Source organism: Bacillus cereus group sp. BfR-BA-01330 (assembly GCF_022663885.1).
In the GTDB taxonomy this organism is placed as follows: Bacteria; Bacillota; Bacilli; order Bacillales; family Bacillaceae_G; genus Bacillus_A; species Bacillus_A cereus.
This window is the reverse complement of the sequence record NZ_JAKUGK010000009.1, coordinates 89280-105142: the sequence shown is the minus strand read 5'-3', so window position 1 is coordinate 105142 and position 15863 is coordinate 89280. Positions and strand designations below refer to the sequence as shown.

Genomic DNA, 15863 nt, shown 5'->3' with positions numbered 1-15863 from the left:
GATGAGTTCTATGCTTACTCAAGAACAAATAATGAATGCATTAAAACATGTAGAGGATCCAGAGTTACACAAAAGTGTTGTAGAATTAAATATGGTTAGAAATATACAAATGAACGGAACAGAGGTTAAACTTGAAGTAGTACTAACAATCCAAGGTTGTCCGTTAAAAGCAAAAATTCAACAAGATATTGAAGAATCGCTTCACGCAATTGGTGCCTCTAAAGTGGAGGTAACATTTGGTTCTATGACACAAGAAGAACGTGCAGCTTTAACAGAGAAGTTAAAGCGAAATACTAGAACAGAAACTGGTATGCCGAGCATGCTTCACCCCGATTCAGGAGTACGTTTTATTACTGTAACGAGCGGAAAAGGCGGAGTTGGAAAATCAACGGTGACAATTAATCTTGCAACTGCACTAGCTCGTATGGGCAAAAAAGTGGGGATATTAGATGCAGATATATATGGTTTTAGTATTCCAGCTATGATGGAAACGAATAAGAAACCAACGATGATTGATCAAACGGCAATTCCAGTCATTAGTCACGGTGTTAAAATCATGTCGATGGGATTCTTTACAGAAGGAAATAACCCAGTGATGTGGCGCGGACCGATGCTAAATAAATGGATTCAAAATTTCCTTGCGAATACGCACTGGGGAGAATTAGATTATTTATTACTTGATTTACCACCAGGTACAGGAGATGTTGCGATTGATGTTGCAGCGATGATTCCGCAAGCGAAAGAAATAATTGTTACAACTCCGCACAATATAGCTTCATTCGTTGCTTCAAGAGTTGGTGTAATGGCAAAACATACGAAGCATGAGATTTTAGGTATTGTGGAAAATATGGCTTATTATGAAGAACAAGATGGATCGAAAAATTATCTCTTCGGAAAAGGCGGCGGCGAAATGCTTGCAGGACAATTGCAAACAGAAGTAATTGCCAAAATACCTTTTGCGAAACGTGAAGAAAATAATGGTTCATCTGTATATGATGAAGATTCTCTTGTTGGAGAAGTGTTTACATCGTTAGCTGAGGATATTATTTATAGAGGATAGAGGGGGAAGTTTAGTATGGCATGTAACATTGATCATTCTATTGAAGATGTGATGAATAAGCTTGAAAGTCAAAAGAATTTTTTACCTGAAGGGATCTTTAAAGAGTTAAAGAGTTTTTTGCAAGGTATTCATTCACAGAAATTATTAAATGATGTTTTTCACCTCCTAAAAAAGTATGATTTAGTCAGTGAGGAAGAACGAGAGACGAGAAACGCACAATTGTTGTACATTTTGAATTAAGTACTCTTTGGCTTTAGAATTTTTTCAGAAGGGGTGAATGTGATGGATATGAAAAAGATGATTGAAACGATAGAAGTAACTAGAGTGACTGACGAGGAATTATCGCTTTCGAATTTACATCCAAAGCTTGTGAAGTTGTATAGTCAAAAAGATAGTGCAGAGTATACGAAGCTATTAAAATATATTTTATCATTATCCGTACAGCTGAAGCTGAATCTTGTATTGAAATATTTTGGTGTACGTCCCATTGTTGCTGCAGACGAGCGGGTGCAATTTCAAGAGATATTTAAATGCTTAGCTAAGAAAGATGAGAATGGGGAATGGTTTCTAAATTTTGTTTCTTTATATGTAGGGCTAATTGTAGTTCTTCGTTTTGATGAGAAAGTGATTGAGAGCAATTTTTTTGATGATATGGTAGTGGATGAATGTAATGAAATATAAGATTCTACTCATAACATTTTTCAATATTAAATGCTTTAACTGCGATTTTAGTTGGTTATGTAAATATGAAGGTAACTAATTAAGAAAAAGGAATGAAACTAGTTGGATAAAAAGAGTTCTTCAGTTGTTTCCGTCGTTTTTTCGTGTTACTATTAATCGAATTTTTCATAAGGAGAGAAAGCGATGAAATGGATTTATTTTCTTATTATTAACGTTATAGCTTTTAGCCTTATGGGGCTTGATAAACGAAAAGCAAAGAAGAAACAGTGGAGAACGCCAGAAAGTACGTTGTTTTTATCGGCGGCAGCTGGAGGAGCAGTTGGAGCTTGGATCGGCATGTATATGTTTCATCATAAAATTCATAAAAAGAAATTTGTTTTCGGCATACCGTTACTTGTTGTAATAACGGTATGTTTAGTATTCGTTGTATGAGAAATGTCGAAAGAAATGCAGATTGATTATTGGTAAAGTGAGCATGTGAGACCGTATAATGGAGAAAAAATGAGAAGAGGAGAAAAAGGAAGATGGGGAGTCAATCAGCAGAGCAAAAAAAAGGGATACTATACGCGGCTGGTGCTTACACGATGTGGGGAATCCTACCGATTTATTGGAAATGGGTTGAGGAAGTTCCAGCAGATGAAATATTAGCACACCGCATCGTTTGGGCATTTGTTTTTATGTTACTCGTATTAGGTGTTACGAAGAGGTTTCGTCAGTTTATTGGGGAATTTGTGAATCTTTTTAAACGACCTAAATTATTAATGTCATTAACAATAGCTTCAGTCTTGATTAGCGGAAACTGGTTTGTTTACATATGGGCTGTTAATCATAATCATGTTATTGAAGCGAGTCTTGGCTATTATATTAATCCGCTTATTAGTATTTTACTTGGTACAGTCGTTTTAAAGGAAAAGTTAAACTTCTGGCAATATGTTGCAGTTGGTTTAGCTGGAGTGGGGGTTATCATTTTAACAGTGCGTTTCGGATCTATTCCGTGGGTTTCTCTTTCACTTGCCTTTTCATTTGGATTATACGGATTAACGAAAAAACTGTTAAACTATGATGCTACAATTGGACTTACGATGGAAACGATGTTAGTGACACCGCTTGCAATCATTTACCTTGTTATGACAGGCGCCCATGGTTTCGGCTCATTTGGATCTATTTCAATGTTATCGACATTACTATTAATAGGAGCAGGTATTGTTACAGCTCTACCACTTTTTTATTTTGCAAAAGGAGCCCAACTTATTCCGCTTTATATGGTAGGTTTTTTACAATATATTGCACCAACAATTAGCTTAATTTTAGGTGTATTCGTATTTGGTGAACATTTCACATCTACTCATATGATTGCATTTTTCTGTATATGGGTTGCATTATTTGTATTCTCGGTAGCGAAGACTAAGTTTTTAGTGCAGAAACAACCGAAATTTATAAAAAATAAATCAGCAAAAGTATCATAATGCGTAGTATTTTCTACGCATTTTTCTTTATACTTATATTATATAGAATTTCCATTATAGTCAGTAAGGAGCTGAGAACATGGAAACAATTTTACATAATGATCCGCTTATGGCAGCTGTAATTTCATGGTTTTTAGCACAATTAACGAAAGTAGTCTTCAAATTAGTTAAAACAGGTGAATTTGATTTTGCAAAGTTTTTTGCTTCAGGTGGGATGCCAAGTTCTCATGCTTCAACAGTTACAGCGCTTGCTACAGGAGTTGGAGTAGTGGAAGGTGTGGAAAGCTCGATGTTTGCGGTTGCTACAATTTTTGCCATTATTGTTATGTATGATGCTTCAGGAGTAAGGCTTGCAGTAAGTAAACAAGCAAAAATATTGAATGACTTTTTTCACGGTAGAGAAACAGAATATAAGAAGTTAAATGAACTTGTTGGGCATACACCGTATGAAGTAGTAGTCGGTGCTTTATTAGGGATTATTGTCGGAGTAGGGTATTGTTTATGAGCAGAACATTTTATATGTTCTGCTTTTCTTTGTTTTTATACATATTCAGCTACCTTTTTGAATATCGTTATACGGATTTCGAAAGGGTGGGTGAGCAACTTGTTATTATATGAAAAAGTGCATGAAGAAATAGCGAGAAGAACAACTGCACTTCAAACAATGCAACGGCAAGATGGTACGTGGCGGTTTTGTTTTGAAGGAGCGCCACTAACAGATTGTCATATGATTTTTTTATTAAAATTATTAGGTAAAGATAAAGAGATAGAACCGTTTGTAAAAAGATTAGCATCACTCCAAACAAATGAAGGAACATGGAAATTGTATGAAGATGAAGTGGGTGGTAATTTATCTGCTACAATTCAATCTTATGCTGCCTTACTTGCATCGGAAAAATATACAAAAGAAGATGTGAATATGAAGCGAGCGGAATTGTTTATAAATGAGCGCGGTGGGGTAGCGCGTGCTCATTTTATGACGAAGTTTTTATTAGCGATTCATGGAGAATATGAATATCCTTCTCTCTTTCATTTGCCAACACCAATTATGTTTCTGCAGAATGATTCCCCTCTCAGTATTTTTGAACTGAGTAGCTCAGCACGTATTCATTTAATTCCGATGATGTTGTGTTTAAATAAAAGATTTCGAGTAGGGAAAAAGTTATTGCCAAATTTAAATCACATTGCAGGCGGGGGCGGAGAATGGTTTCGGGAGGATCGGTCTCCAGTTTTTCAAACGTTAGTAAGTGACGTGAAGAAAATTATAACGTATCCACTTTCTTTGCATCATAAAGGATATGAGGAAGTAGAACGTTTTATGAAAGAGCGTATTGATGAAAATGGAACATTATATAGCTACGCAACTGCCTCGTTTTATATGATTTATGCTTTACTTGCATTAGGACATTCTATTCAATCACCAATTATTCAAAAAGCTATAACGGGAATCACATCTTATATATGGAAGATGGAGAGAGGGAGCCATTTGCAAAACTCTCCATCAACTGTATGGGATACAGCTTTACTCAGTTATGCTTTGCAAGAAGCTCAAGTTCCGAAAGCAAGTAAAGTGATTCACAATGCATCAGCATATTTACTAAGAAAACAGCAAACGAAGAAAGTAGATTGGAGTGTACATGCACCGGATCTCTTCCCGGGTGGTTGGGGCTTTTCGGATGTGAATACGACGATTCCAGATATTGATGATACAACTGCTGCGTTAAGAGCATTGGCGCGAAGTAGAGGGAACGAAAATGTAGACACTGCTTGGAAGCGAGCGGTTAATTGGGTTAAAGGATTGCAAAATAATGATGGTGGTTGGGGGGCTTTTGAAAAAGGGGTAACGAGCCGTATATTAGCAAATTTACCAATCGAAAATGCAAGTGATATGATTACAGATCCTTCTACACCAGATATTACAGGAAGAGTATTAGAATTTTTCGGAACGTATACGCAAAATGAATTGCCCGAGAAACAAAAACAAAGTGCGATAAATTGGTTAATGAATGTACAAGAGGAAAATGGATCGTGGTATGGGAAATGGGGAATTTGTTATATATATGGTACGTGGGCAGTGTTGACTGGTTTACGGTCACTAGGAATACCATCTAGCGATCCATCAGTGAAACGAGCAGCTTTATGGCTTGAACATATACAGCATGAAGATGGTGGCTGGGGAGAATCTTGCCAAAGTAGTGTGGAAAAAAGATTTGTTACTTTGCCATTTAGTACACCATCCCAAACAGCATGGGCGTTAGATGCCCTCATTTCTTACTATGATAAAGAAACGCCAGTCATTCGAAAAGGTATTTCATATTTGCTCTCCAACTCTTATATAAATGAAAAATATCCTACTGGAACAGGTTTACCAGGTGGGTTTTATATTCGTTATCATAGTTATGCTCATATATATCCATTGCTTACTTTGGCTCATTATGCAAAAAAATATAGAAAATAAACCGAGAGATGTCTCTCGGTTTATTTTGTTGGGTAGTAGGTCCCTTTTGAAAAGAATAAGGTTGTGATGTACCTTATTTTTCGGTTGATTGGCGCTTTTGACGTGCATCAGCGGCATTTGCACGTGCGTTTGCTTCTAAGTCATTGTGGTCAGCGAGTTCGCGAGAGAACTCAACATCAATGCCATCAGTTGCTTTGCTTTGTTTGAAATTCTTTTTGTTCATTCGACACAATCTCCTTGCGTTTATGCGACGTTGCAAAGTTAGTTTGACACAAATAGACTTTTTTATACAAAGAGGAATTGGAAAGCAAGGAGCCGAAATATACAGTATAAGTAATAGAAATGGGGGATAGGAATGGAGTTTTTAAATGGGAAAACAGCTGTTGTAACAGGAGCTGCACAGGGAATTGGAAAAGAGATTGCAAGGGTTTATGCAAAACTAGGGGCGAAAGTATTAATTAGCGATGTAAATGAAGAGAATCTACAAAAAACGACACGTGAGTTATCAGATGAAGGATATGAAGTGTGCTCATATCGATGTGATGTGAGTAATCAAAATGAAGCAAAGTCGTTAATTGAATATGCGGTTCAAAAATTTGGTACATTACATATTTTGGTGAATAATGCTGGAATTACAAGAGACGCAATGTTACATAAAATGGAGAAATCTGCTTGGGAACAAGTATTACAAGTGAATTTAACTGGAGTTTTTTATTGTATGCAACCCGCGCTTCTTTACATGAGACAACAAGGGTATGGACGCATTATTAATATATCTTCAATTAGTAGAGAAGGAAACATAGGTCAAGCAAATTATGCGGCTACAAAGGCAGGAGTTGTAGGATTAACGAAAACAGCAGCGAAAGAAGTTGGAAGTTTCGGTATTACTTGTAATGCGATTTGTCCGGGGTTTATGGATACAGATATGACCAAAACGATACCAGATAAAGTGAAAGAAAAGATGGTTGGCGCTATTCCAGTTGGTAGAATTGGAACGCCAGAAGATATTGCGAACGCAGCAGCCTTTTTAGCATCAGAATACGCATCTTATATTACAGGTGAAGTATTAAATGTGAGCGGAGGACTGCAAGTTTAAAGGAATACATAATGAAAAGAACCTGACCAGGTAGGTCAGGTTCTTTCTCATTAATTTAAGTTAAGCCAAACGCTCTTTACTTCTGTATAGTTATTTAATGCGTAAGATCCCATTTCACGGCCAAGACCAGATTGTTTAAACCCTCCAAATGGAGATGCTGCATCAAAGACGTTATAGCAGTTTACCCATACTGTACCTGCACGTACTTTACTTGCAACATAGTGTGCTGTTTTAACATTTTCTGTCCACACACCAGCCGCTAAGCCGAATTGTGATTTATTTGCACGTTCAATTACTTCGTCAATATCGTTAAACGGTATTGCAGAAATAACTGGACCGAAAATTTCTTCTTTTGCGATCGTCATTTCATCATTTACGTCAGCGAATACTGTAGGAGAAACGAAGTAGCCTTGATCGAATGGATTACTTCCTCCGCAAAGTACTTCAGCGCCTTCTTCAATCCCTTTTTCAATGTAGCCCATTACACGTTTTTGTTGTTCTTCGGAAACGAGAGGGCCAATTGTTATTTCAGGGTTAAGACCGACACCTTGATTTAGTTTTTTAGAATAGAGGACGAGATCAGCCATGACATTATCATACATTTTCTTCGGAACAAATAAGCGTGATCCAGCAGAGCATACTTGTCCTTGGTTAAACATAACACCAGAAAGTGCACCAGGAATCGCGCGAGATAAATCAGCATCTGGCAATATGATATTTGGTGATTTACCGCCTAATTCAAGTGTAACGCGTTTTAATGTTTCGGATGCTTGTCGCATAATTTGTTTACCGACAGGAGTAGAACCGGTAAATGCAATTTTATCAACGAGTGGATGATTAACGAGAGCTTGTCCAGCTGATTCACCGAATCCAGGTACGATATTAATAACACCTTTCGGGAATCCAGCTTCTTCAATTAATTCAGCTAAGTATAGAGCAGATAGTGGAGTTTGTTCTGCAGGTTTTAAAACGATTGTACATCCTGTAGCAAGCGCTGCTCCCATTTTCCACATTGCCATAAGAAGCGGGAAGTTCCAAGGGATAATTTGACCAACGACACCAACAGCTTCATGGCGTGTATAGTTAAAGTAATCACCGGAAACAGGAATTGTTTGACCAACGATTTTCGTAGCCCATCCAGCGTAATAGCGCATATGCTCAATTGCAAGTGGTATGTCTGCTGCCATTGTTTCACGGATTGGCTTTCCGTTATCTAATGTTTCGAGCTGTGCAAGCTCTTCTTTATGTTCTTCCATTAAATCAGCTAACTTGTACATGAGACGGCTTCGCCCAGCGGTGCTCATACGAGACCAAGGACCTTCGTCAAAAGCCATACGAGCTGCGACTACAGCTTTATGAATATCTTCGCGACCAGCTTCAGAAACGACGGCAAGTGTTTCGCCAGTTGCTGGGTTAGGTGTTTTAAATGTTTTACCGGAAGCGCTTTCAATGAAAGATCCATTCACATATAACTTTTTTGTACCTTGAAGAAATTTCTCTACCTTTTCATGAAGATTTACAGCTAGTTGACTCATTGTATAACCCCCTTGAAAATATAATGTAAACGCAGTACGAGACGGCGCTTATTCCGAAATCAAGGATGTGGAAACTAGATGGAAAGCCTCTAATTAAAATCATAATTAAGAAATACTGAAAATTCAAATTTCATTTGTGTTACAATTGTAAAAAATATGTAATGTAAGAGAATCTTCTATATGATTATAAAAAATCCTGCTTGTTTTTGCTTTCTAGTAGGAAAAACTAGAAGAACAATGGTACAATAATACATCGTGAGAGGAGGGGTAAAAATGAAAGATTATCATGATGATCCACGCTTTCGAATAGCCCATAGAGAAGCGTTAATTGGTCTTGGACTTGCTATTATTAATTTTATAATATGGTACGGATTTGCTTATGGGCTTGGTAGTAAAAATCCGAATGAATATACATATGTATTAGGTTTTCCCGCATGGTTTTTTTATAGCTGTATCGTTGGATTTATCGTTATGGTTATTTTACTTAGTTTAGTTGTTCGTTTTGTATTTCAAGATATTTCACTCGATGAGGAAGAAAAAAGTGAGGAATAATAGATGAATTGGTATGTAATCATTCCAATGATAATTTCGTTTATCGTTGTATTTTTAATTGGTGTATATGCTTCAAGACGTGTGCAAGCAACTGCTCATAATAAATTTTTACAAGAATATTTTCTTGGTGGGCGTGAGCTAGGCGGTTTATTATTAGCGATGACAATGATTGCTACGTACGGTAGTGCAAGTAGCTTTATTGGTGGCCCTGGTATTGCTTACAATATGGGTCTTGGATGGGTACTGTTATCTGCGATTCAGGTTGTAACAGGCTATATCGTTTTAACGGTTATCGGTAAAAAGTTTGCAATTATCGCTAGGAAGATGGAAGCAATTACTCTTATCGATTATTTAAAAGGGAGATACAATAATAAAGCAGTTGTTATACTTTCTGCGTTATGTATTATTATCTTTTTATTTTCAGCGACAGTAGCCCAGTGGGTCGGTGGTGGACGATTAATCGAGTCACTAACGGGTCTATCGTATACAACAGCACTATTTTTATTTACTTTTTCTGTACTTGTGTACGTATTAATTGGTGGATTTCGTGCAGTTGCTCTATCAGATACATTATTAGGAATCATTATGTTAGTTGGAACGACAATCATTTTAATTGCTACTGTCATTGCTGGTGGTGGAATTGAAAAGATTATGCAGGAACTTGTTCAAATTAATCCAAAGTTAATTACACCATTCGGAGCAGATGGCAGTTTAACGAAATCATATGTTACATCATTTTGGATTTTAATTGGAATTGGCGTTGTCGGCTTACCGCAAATTAGCGTGCGTGCCATGTCTTATAAAAATTCAAAAGCGATGCATCAAGCTTTAATAATTGGAACCGTTGTCGTTGGCACAATTATGATCGGTATGCATTTAACTGGTGTATTTGCAAGAGTAGTACTTCCAGGTATAACGGTACCAGATAAAGTAATGCCGCTACTTGCGATGGAAGTGTTACCTCCTTGGTTAGCTGGAGTTTTCTTAGCTGCACCGATGGCAGCGATTATGTCTACAGTAAACTCTTTATTATTACTTGTAAGCTCGTCAATTATTAAAGATATATATGTAAATTACATAAATAAAGATGCAGCAGACAGTACGATAAAAAAAGGAAGTTTGTGGATTACTGGTATTGTAGGACTACTCGTTTATGCAGCGGCGATTAAACCACCAGATTTTTTAATATGGCTAAATTTATTTTCTTTCGGTGGATTAGAAGCAGCATTCATTTGGCCAATCGTATTAGGGTTATATTGGAGGAAAGGAAATGCTACAGGAGCGCTTGCGTCTATTTTAGTTGGGGTAGGCTCATATATGTGTATTCATCTTTTCTATCCAAATCCGTTCGGTATACATACAGTTGTCTTCCCGATTTGTTTTGCGTTTATCGCTTATGTTATTGGAAGTATGAGTGCTGTAAAAAAAACAGTATAGGTTAGCTGAAGAACGTAGTCCTTATAAGACTGCGTTTTTTCGTATGAATTTGTTCTTTTTTTATTCTGTATATCCACGGTTATTCATAAATTAATAACAACTGAGGGGATGGAGTTGAGGTCGATGAAAAAAGTGTTATTTTTAGGAGACCCAGGAATTGATGACTCTTTAGCAATTATGTATGGATTGTTGCATCCTGATATTGATATTGTTGGTGTAGTAACGGGATATGGAAATGTAACACAAGAAAAGGCGACAAGTAATGCCGCATATTTATTGCAAATGGCAGGACGGGAAGATATACCTGTTATTAATGGTGCGAAAATTCCTTTATCCGGAGATATTACGACGTATTATCCAGAAATTCATGGGACAGACGGTTTAGGGCCAATTAAACCTCCAAAAACTTTTTCACCAAATATAAAGCCTTTTTGTACATTTTTTGATCTTCTTGAAAAATATAAAGGAGAATTAATAATAGTCGATGCTGGTAGATCAACAACATTAGCGACAGCATTTATTTTAGAAAAGCCGATGATGAAGTATGTGAAAGAATATTATATAATGGGCGGTGCTTTCTTAATGCCTGGCAATGTAACACCAGTCGCAGAGGCGAATTTTCATGGTGATCCCATTGCGTCACAATTAGTTATGCAAAATGCCAAAAATGTGACATTAGTGCCACTTAACGTTACATCTGAAGCAATTATTACACCGGAAATGGTAAAATATATTACGAAACACTCTAAAACGAGTTTTAATAAGTTAATCGAGCCGATATTTACGTACTATTATAAAGCTTATAGAAAGTTAAATCCGAAAATAAAAGGAAGTCCAGTACATGACGTCGTTACAATGATGGTTGCGGCAAATCCATCCCTTTTAGATTATGTATATCGTCGTGTCGATGTAGATACAGCTGGAATTGCAAAAGGAGAGAGTATTGCTGATTTTCGGCCTCAACCTGATGCAAAAGCATTAAAAAATTGGGTGCGAATTGGTTGGTCGTTACATTATAAAAAGTTTCTTGAGGATTTTGTGAAATTTATGACGTAGACATAATAGGAGCATACAAGTTAAAATAATGGAGATGGTTATGTAAATGACCATCTCCATTATTTTGTTTTTAAATGATAAATAGAGAAGAGTTACACAATAGGAGAGGAATTTTACTTGAAAAAAACTATAGTATGCGCAGTAATTGTGGGTATTTTTGTTTTGCTAATATCGGGTAACTTTTTAGTGAAAAAAGTGTGGAGTTCAAATAATGATGATGCACAGTATATTGCATCTTTTATTGAAGAACATAAAGATGAAAAAAATAGTGCGCTTCTAGTAAAGAGAAATGATAAAGTTGTTTATTCTGTAAACCCAAATGTTGTATTGCCAGTTGCTAGTACGATGAAATTAATTGTGGCGCTTGAATATACGAAACAAGTTACTGAAGGGAAAATTGATTCTTCTAGTTTCGTGTCGATTAATGATGTGAATCGCTATTATGTGCCGAATACAGATGGTGGTGCACAAGATAGATGGCAAAAGTATTTGGAGAAGACGGGCAAGATAACTGAAGGAGCGGTTTCTTTAGAAGAAGTGGCAAAAGGAATGGTTAAGTTTAGTTCGAATGCAAATGCTGAATACTTAATGGAATTGTTAGGATTAGATAACATCAATCGAAATTTACAAAGTTTATCACTTCCTGCACATCAACCACTATTTCCAATCGTTTCATCTTTGTATATCCCGGGATATTTGCATAAAGAATTACATGTTCCAAAATATAAAATAGAGAAAAAGTTAAAAGAAATGTCTCAAGAGCAATATCGTGAATATGCGATGATTATTCATGAACGCTTAAAGAAGAAGGGACCATTATTACAGAAAGAAATTCCGCTTTATTTAGAGGAACGTTACGACAAAATTTGGTCAGATAGATTACCAGCAGCTTCTGCAAATGATTATATGGTATTACTTCAAAAGGCAAACCATAAAGGTGGCTTGACAGAAGCTGAAGAAAAAGTGTGGGCAAATATCGTTGAAACAGACATGAGTGCCAAGAAATACCGTAAAACATTTAGACATGCTGGGCAAAAGAATGGTTATACACCATGGACGGTTACAAAAGCAGTTTACGCTATGGATAAACGTGGAAACTGTACGGAGATTGTGTTTTTGGCGAATAATTTAAATGAAGACGATAGTGCAGAAATACGGAAACATTTAGCAAACTTACATTTCCAAGTGTTGCAAAGTGATAAGTATGATGCGACTTTTATTAAATAAACTCGGTGCAGAGAGCACCGAGTTTATTTTTATGTACAAGCACTTTTTTTCTATCTCTGGGTATGATGGGTAGTAATACTTAGGTGAGAGGGGAAAAGGTGATGAAACAAAGTAAAGAAGAGTTTATAAAGAGTGAAGGCGCTGATTTCCCTGGGAAAACATATGTGGATTGTGTATTACAACATGTATTTCATTTTCAACGAAATTACTTATTGAAAGATATGTTTCAAGTGCATAAAGCACATATTACGATGCTGACGGAAGAAAATTTAATGAAAAAGGAAGAAGCTAAAGTTATATTGCACGCATTAAAAAAGGTAGAGGGAATTCCAGAAGAGCAATTGCTCTATACAGAGCAGCATGAAGATCTCTTTTTTTTAGTCGAACATTTAATTTCTCAAGAAGCGAAATGCGATTTTGTAAGTAATATGCATATTGGTAGAAGTAGAAATGATATGGGTGTAACGATGTATCGCATGAGTTTAAGGCGGTATATATTACGATTAATGGAACATTATTTGCTATTGCAAGAAAGTGTACTGCAACTTGCTGATGATCATAAGGAAACGATCATGCCAGCTTATACACATACACAACCGGCACAGCCAACAACATTTGGTCATTATACTTTAGCAATTTATGATATGATGCAAAGAGATTTAGAACGAATGAAAAAAACGTACCAGCTTTTAAATCAGTCTCCAATGGGGGCGGCTGCACTCTCTACAACAAGTTTCCCGATTAAACGAGAACGAGTTGCTCATCTACTTGGATTTACAACTGTAATTGAGAACTCATATGATGCTGTTGCCGGAGCGGATTATTTATTAGAAGTTAGCTCGCTACTTATGGTAATGATGACGAATACGAGTAGATGGATTCATGACTTTTTGTTGTTAGCAACGAAAGAATATGACGGTATTACTGTTGCAAAGCCATATGTACAAATTAGTAGTATTATGCCGCAAAAACGAAATCCGGTTTCAATTGAACACGCTCGTGCAATTACGAGTAGTGCTTTAGGAGAAGCATTTACAGTATTTCAAATGATTCATAATACACCATTTGGTGATATTGTCGATACGGAAGATGACTTGCAGCCATATTTATATAAAGGGATTGAAAAGGCGATTCGTGTTTTTTGTATGATGAATGCAGTGATCCTAACGATGAAAGTAGAAGAAGAAACGTTAAAAAGTCGTTCCTATAAACATGCAATAACGATAACGGATTTCGCTGATGTTTTAACGAAAAATTATGAAATTCCATTTCGGCATGCTCATCATGCAGCAAGTGCTATTGCAAATATGTCATTGAAGCAGAAAAAAGAACTACATGAATTACACTTCAAAGATGTAAATATGTATTTGCAAGAACATTTTAAAATAAATTTATTAGAAAAAGAGTGGAAAGAAATTATATCGCCAGAAGCTTTTATTCAAAAAAGAAATGTATACGGTGGACCGAGTAAAAAAGAAATGAAGCGTATGATTAAAAATCGAAAAGAGTCCTTTCGAAAAGAAGAAGATGTATTTGATAAGGAAAAACAGAGAATTTTACAAGCTGAAAATGCCTTGAATACATTAGCTTTGAATATTATTGAATCGTAAAAGAGGGATTTAATGAATTAATCGCCAATACTTAATTAAAATATAAATAGAGAGAAGAGATTGTCGATGATTCAATTACATGTATATGAAGAGATTTTTCATTTTAAAGAAGATGTTACACCATTTCTAGAAAAGAATGAGCAGGAAAACAATCTCATATTAGGTGTATTACAAATGGTTCAAGAACCGATATTTATGGGGATAGCGAAACAAGGAGAAGACATTGCGGTTGTATTTCTGCAAACAGAAGAGAAGAAACAAATCATTGTTGCAACTTCTGAAATTTCGGGAGTAGCTATTGAGGAACTTGCAAAAGAGTTAACGAAAGTATATCCGGATATTCCTGGATTGATCGGTAATAAGAAAATTGTACAGAAATTAGCGGAAGAGATTGCGGTATTAGAAAATAAGAAAATGAATGTTGCAATGGAGCAAGGTGTGTATGAGCTGAACAGAGTAAAGAAGAAGTGTAATGCGAACGGACTTTTCCGGGCGGTAAATAATGATGAATTACCATTAATAGAACAGTGGATATATCAATTTTGTGAAGACGTAAAGCTTCCTACTACGAAAGAAGAAGCAAAACAAACTGCGCATACATTAATAACTACAAATCGACTGTTTGGTTTGGAAGTAGATAGGAAACTTGTTTCTGTAGCTGCAAAAACGAGACCAACGAAAAATAATATAACAGTTAATTTCGTATACACGCCGAAAGAAGCAAGGAAAAAGGGATACGCATCTAATTGTGTAGCGGCACTTAGTCAACGTATGTTAGATGAAGGGTACAAGACGACTACGTTATATACTGATTTAGCGAATCCGATATCGAATAAAATTTATCAAGAAATTGGTTATGAGCAAATTGCGGAGTCTGTGCTTATATTTTTAGAGAAGTAAAACAAAAAGGTGTGCAATTTTAGCACACCTTTTTGTTATTCATCAATTCTAATAATCTCGCCTTGAGGGAAGTCATCAGTTTCTAGTAAGTTACGAATAGCTTTCGCAACATATTCAGGTGATAATAGTTTTCCTTCTTCTTTTAATGCAATGAAGCGGTCCAAATTTATGAAATCTTCTTTATTTGTTTCACGAATTTGTGATTGCATATTAGTATCAACAACACCAGGTGCAAAAGCGACGATTTTTACTGGATATTCTTTTTCTACTTCTTCAGTTGCTACGCACTGTGTAAACATATTTACACCAGCTTTTGTTGTACAATAAGCGCCCCAGCCAAAGTAAGGATTTTTTCCTGCACCAGATGAAATGTTAATAACGCGTTTATCTACTTTCCAGTCTTTCGTATGTTTCATAAATGTAGATGTAAGAATCATAGGTGCAAGTAAATTAATGTGAACGTTCGTAATGAATTGTTCGCTTTCAGCTTTTTCAATTGGCTTCATAGGTGCAACTGTACCCGCATTATTAATTAAATGAATAGAGGATACATTGTCTTTTTTAATAGATGAAATGATCTCTTTAAAGTTAGTTTCTAAGTTATGTACATCTTGAAGATCTAGGGAATGAAAAATGCAATTGCTATTATATTGTTCTGCAAGTTTAGTAAGCTCTTTATTTTCTCTTCTAGAAATAGAGATGACAGTTGTATTTTCTTCTAACAATTGCGTAGCGATTGCCTCACCTAAGCCTTGTGAAGTTCCTGTTATGATAACGTAGCGCAT

At 36.1% G+C, this 15863-nt stretch carries 17 protein-coding genes; 14 read left to right on the top strand and 3 right to left on the bottom strand.

Annotated elements, in window-relative coordinates:
• Positions 1-10: 10 nt before the first annotated feature.
• The 7 genes from MR112_RS23915 to MR112_RS23885 all read left to right on the top strand — a co-directional run bounded on the left by MR112_RS23915 (position 11) and on the right by MR112_RS23885 (position 5665).
• On the top strand, positions 11-1060 hold the full coding sequence (locus MR112_RS23915; protein WP_078186407.1) for a P-loop NTPase: 1050 nt from the start codon (positions 11-13) through the stop codon (positions 1058-1060).
• A 15-nt stretch (positions 1061-1075) separates the two neighbouring features.
• On the top strand, positions 1076-1300 hold the full coding sequence (locus tag MR112_RS23910) for a hypothetical protein (RefSeq protein WP_000752375.1): 225 nt from the start codon (positions 1076-1078) through the stop codon (positions 1298-1300).
• Between the two features lie 42 nt (positions 1301-1342).
• Positions 1343-1741, top strand: coding sequence for a hypothetical protein (locus MR112_RS23905; protein ID WP_078186408.1), 399 nt, complete (start codon positions 1343-1345; stop codon positions 1739-1741).
• A gap of 183 nt (positions 1742-1924) precedes the next feature.
• Positions 1925-2173, top strand: a complete 249-nt coding sequence (locus MR112_RS23900; protein ID WP_242245513.1) for a DUF1294 domain-containing protein — start codon at positions 1925-1927, stop codon at positions 2171-2173.
• Positions 2174-2265: 92 nt separating this feature from the next.
• The gene (rarD, locus tag MR112_RS23895) at positions 2266-3207 is read left to right on the top strand and encodes an EamA family transporter RarD (protein WP_000535539.1); all 942 of its coding nucleotides are present in this window, start codon (positions 2266-2268) and stop codon (positions 3205-3207) included.
• A gap of 79 nt (positions 3208-3286) precedes the next feature.
• Complete coding sequence (locus MR112_RS23890; RefSeq protein ID WP_000447820.1) at positions 3287-3712, top strand: divergent PAP2 family protein; 426 nt, start codon at positions 3287-3289, stop codon at positions 3710-3712.
• Positions 3713-3811: 99 nt separating this feature from the next.
• Complete coding sequence (locus tag MR112_RS23885; RefSeq protein WP_242245512.1) at positions 3812-5665, top strand: terpene cyclase/mutase family protein; 1854 nt, start codon at positions 3812-3814, stop codon at positions 5663-5665.
• A 73-nt stretch (positions 5666-5738) separates the two neighbouring features.
• Here the strand turns inward: MR112_RS23885 and MR112_RS23880 are convergent, their stop codons facing one another.
• Positions 5739-5888 (bottom strand): YfhD family protein, encoded by a 150-nt coding sequence (locus MR112_RS23880; RefSeq protein WP_001035815.1) that lies wholly within the window; start codon positions 5886-5888, stop codon positions 5739-5741.
• Between the two features lie 132 nt (positions 5889-6020).
• Here MR112_RS23880 and fabG point away from each other — a divergent pair, with 132 nt between their 5' ends.
• Positions 6021-6761, top strand: a complete 741-nt coding sequence (gene fabG, locus MR112_RS23875) for a 3-oxoacyl-ACP reductase FabG (protein ID WP_000395038.1) — start codon at positions 6021-6023, stop codon at positions 6759-6761.
• 50 nt (positions 6762-6811) lie between these two features.
• On the opposite strand, the gene dhaS is transcribed toward fabG, so the two are convergent.
• Positions 6812-8296, bottom strand: coding sequence for an aldehyde dehydrogenase DhaS (gene dhaS / locus MR112_RS23870; protein ID WP_242245511.1), 1485 nt, complete (start codon positions 8294-8296; stop codon positions 6812-6814).
• Positions 8297-8569: 273 nt separating this feature from the next.
• Between dhaS and MR112_RS23865 the strand changes: the two genes are divergently transcribed.
• The 6 genes from MR112_RS23865 (at position 8570) to MR112_RS23840 (ending at position 15078) form a co-directional block, all read left to right on the top strand.
• A complete protein-coding gene (locus tag MR112_RS23865; protein ID WP_000656239.1) occupies positions 8570-8848 on the top strand; it encodes a YhdT family protein in 279 nt (92 codons plus the stop codon).
• A 3-nt stretch (positions 8849-8851) separates the two neighbouring features.
• Complete coding sequence (gene panF, locus MR112_RS23860) at positions 8852-10285, top strand: sodium/pantothenate symporter (protein ID WP_001104820.1); 1434 nt, start codon at positions 8852-8854, stop codon at positions 10283-10285.
• A 123-nt stretch (positions 10286-10408) separates the two neighbouring features.
• Positions 10409-11341, top strand: a complete 933-nt coding sequence (locus MR112_RS23855) for a nucleoside hydrolase (RefSeq protein WP_000756458.1) — start codon at positions 10409-10411, stop codon at positions 11339-11341.
• A 117-nt stretch (positions 11342-11458) separates the two neighbouring features.
• Complete coding sequence (locus MR112_RS23850; protein ID WP_000751366.1) at positions 11459-12568, top strand: serine hydrolase; 1110 nt, start codon at positions 11459-11461, stop codon at positions 12566-12568.
• Between the two features lie 101 nt (positions 12569-12669).
• Complete coding sequence (gene argH, locus MR112_RS23845) at positions 12670-14178, top strand: argininosuccinate lyase (protein WP_242245510.1); 1509 nt, start codon at positions 12670-12672, stop codon at positions 14176-14178.
• 66 nt (positions 14179-14244) lie between these two features.
• Complete coding sequence (locus MR112_RS23840) at positions 14245-15078, top strand: GNAT family N-acetyltransferase (RefSeq protein ID WP_000615371.1); 834 nt, start codon at positions 14245-14247, stop codon at positions 15076-15078.
• A gap of 35 nt (positions 15079-15113) precedes the next feature.
• Here the strand turns inward: MR112_RS23840 and MR112_RS23835 are convergent, their stop codons facing one another.
• Positions 15114-15863, bottom strand: a complete 750-nt coding sequence (locus MR112_RS23835) for a (S)-benzoin forming benzil reductase (RefSeq protein ID WP_211477754.1) — start codon at positions 15861-15863, stop codon at positions 15114-15116.

Bases quoted from the DNA above. Each gene is read 5' to 3' on its own strand.
- MR112_RS23915 (WP_078186407.1), top strand. From the start codon at position 11: ATGCTTACTCAAGAACAAATAATGAATGCATTAAAACATGTAGAGGAT.
- MR112_RS23910 (WP_000752375.1), top strand. From the start codon at position 1,076: ATGGCATGTAACATTGATCATTCTATTGAAGATGTGATGAATAAGCTT.
- MR112_RS23905 (WP_078186408.1), top strand. From the start codon at position 1,343: ATGGATATGAAAAAGATGATTGAAACGATAGAAGTAACTAGAGTGACT.
- MR112_RS23900 (WP_242245513.1), top strand. From the start codon at position 1,925: ATGAAATGGATTTATTTTCTTATTATTAACGTTATAGCTTTTAGCCTT.
- rarD (WP_000535539.1), top strand. From the start codon at position 2,266: ATGGGGAGTCAATCAGCAGAGCAAAAAAAAGGGATACTATACGCGGCT.
- MR112_RS23890 (WP_000447820.1), top strand. From the start codon at position 3,287: ATGGAAACAATTTTACATAATGATCCGCTTATGGCAGCTGTAATTTCA.
- MR112_RS23880 (WP_001035815.1), bottom strand. From the start codon at position 5,888: ATGAACAAAAAGAATTTCAAACAAAGCAAAGCAACTGATGGCATTGAT.
- fabG (WP_000395038.1), top strand. From the start codon at position 6,021: ATGGAGTTTTTAAATGGGAAAACAGCTGTTGTAACAGGAGCTGCACAG.
- dhaS (WP_242245511.1), bottom strand. From the start codon at position 8,296: ATGAGTCAACTAGCTGTAAATCTTCATGAAAAGGTAGAGAAATTTCTT.
- MR112_RS23865 (WP_000656239.1), top strand. From the start codon at position 8,570: ATGAAAGATTATCATGATGATCCACGCTTTCGAATAGCCCATAGAGAA.
- panF (WP_001104820.1), top strand. From the start codon at position 8,852: ATGAATTGGTATGTAATCATTCCAATGATAATTTCGTTTATCGTTGTA.
- MR112_RS23855 (WP_000756458.1), top strand. From the start codon at position 10,409: ATGAAAAAAGTGTTATTTTTAGGAGACCCAGGAATTGATGACTCTTTA.
- argH (WP_242245510.1), top strand. From the start codon at position 12,670: ATGAAACAAAGTAAAGAAGAGTTTATAAAGAGTGAAGGCGCTGATTTC.
- MR112_RS23840 (WP_000615371.1), top strand. From the start codon at position 14,245: ATGATTCAATTACATGTATATGAAGAGATTTTTCATTTTAAAGAAGAT.
- MR112_RS23835 (WP_211477754.1), bottom strand. From the start codon at position 15,863: ATGCGCTACGTTATCATAACAGGAACTTCACAAGGCTTAGGTGAGGCA.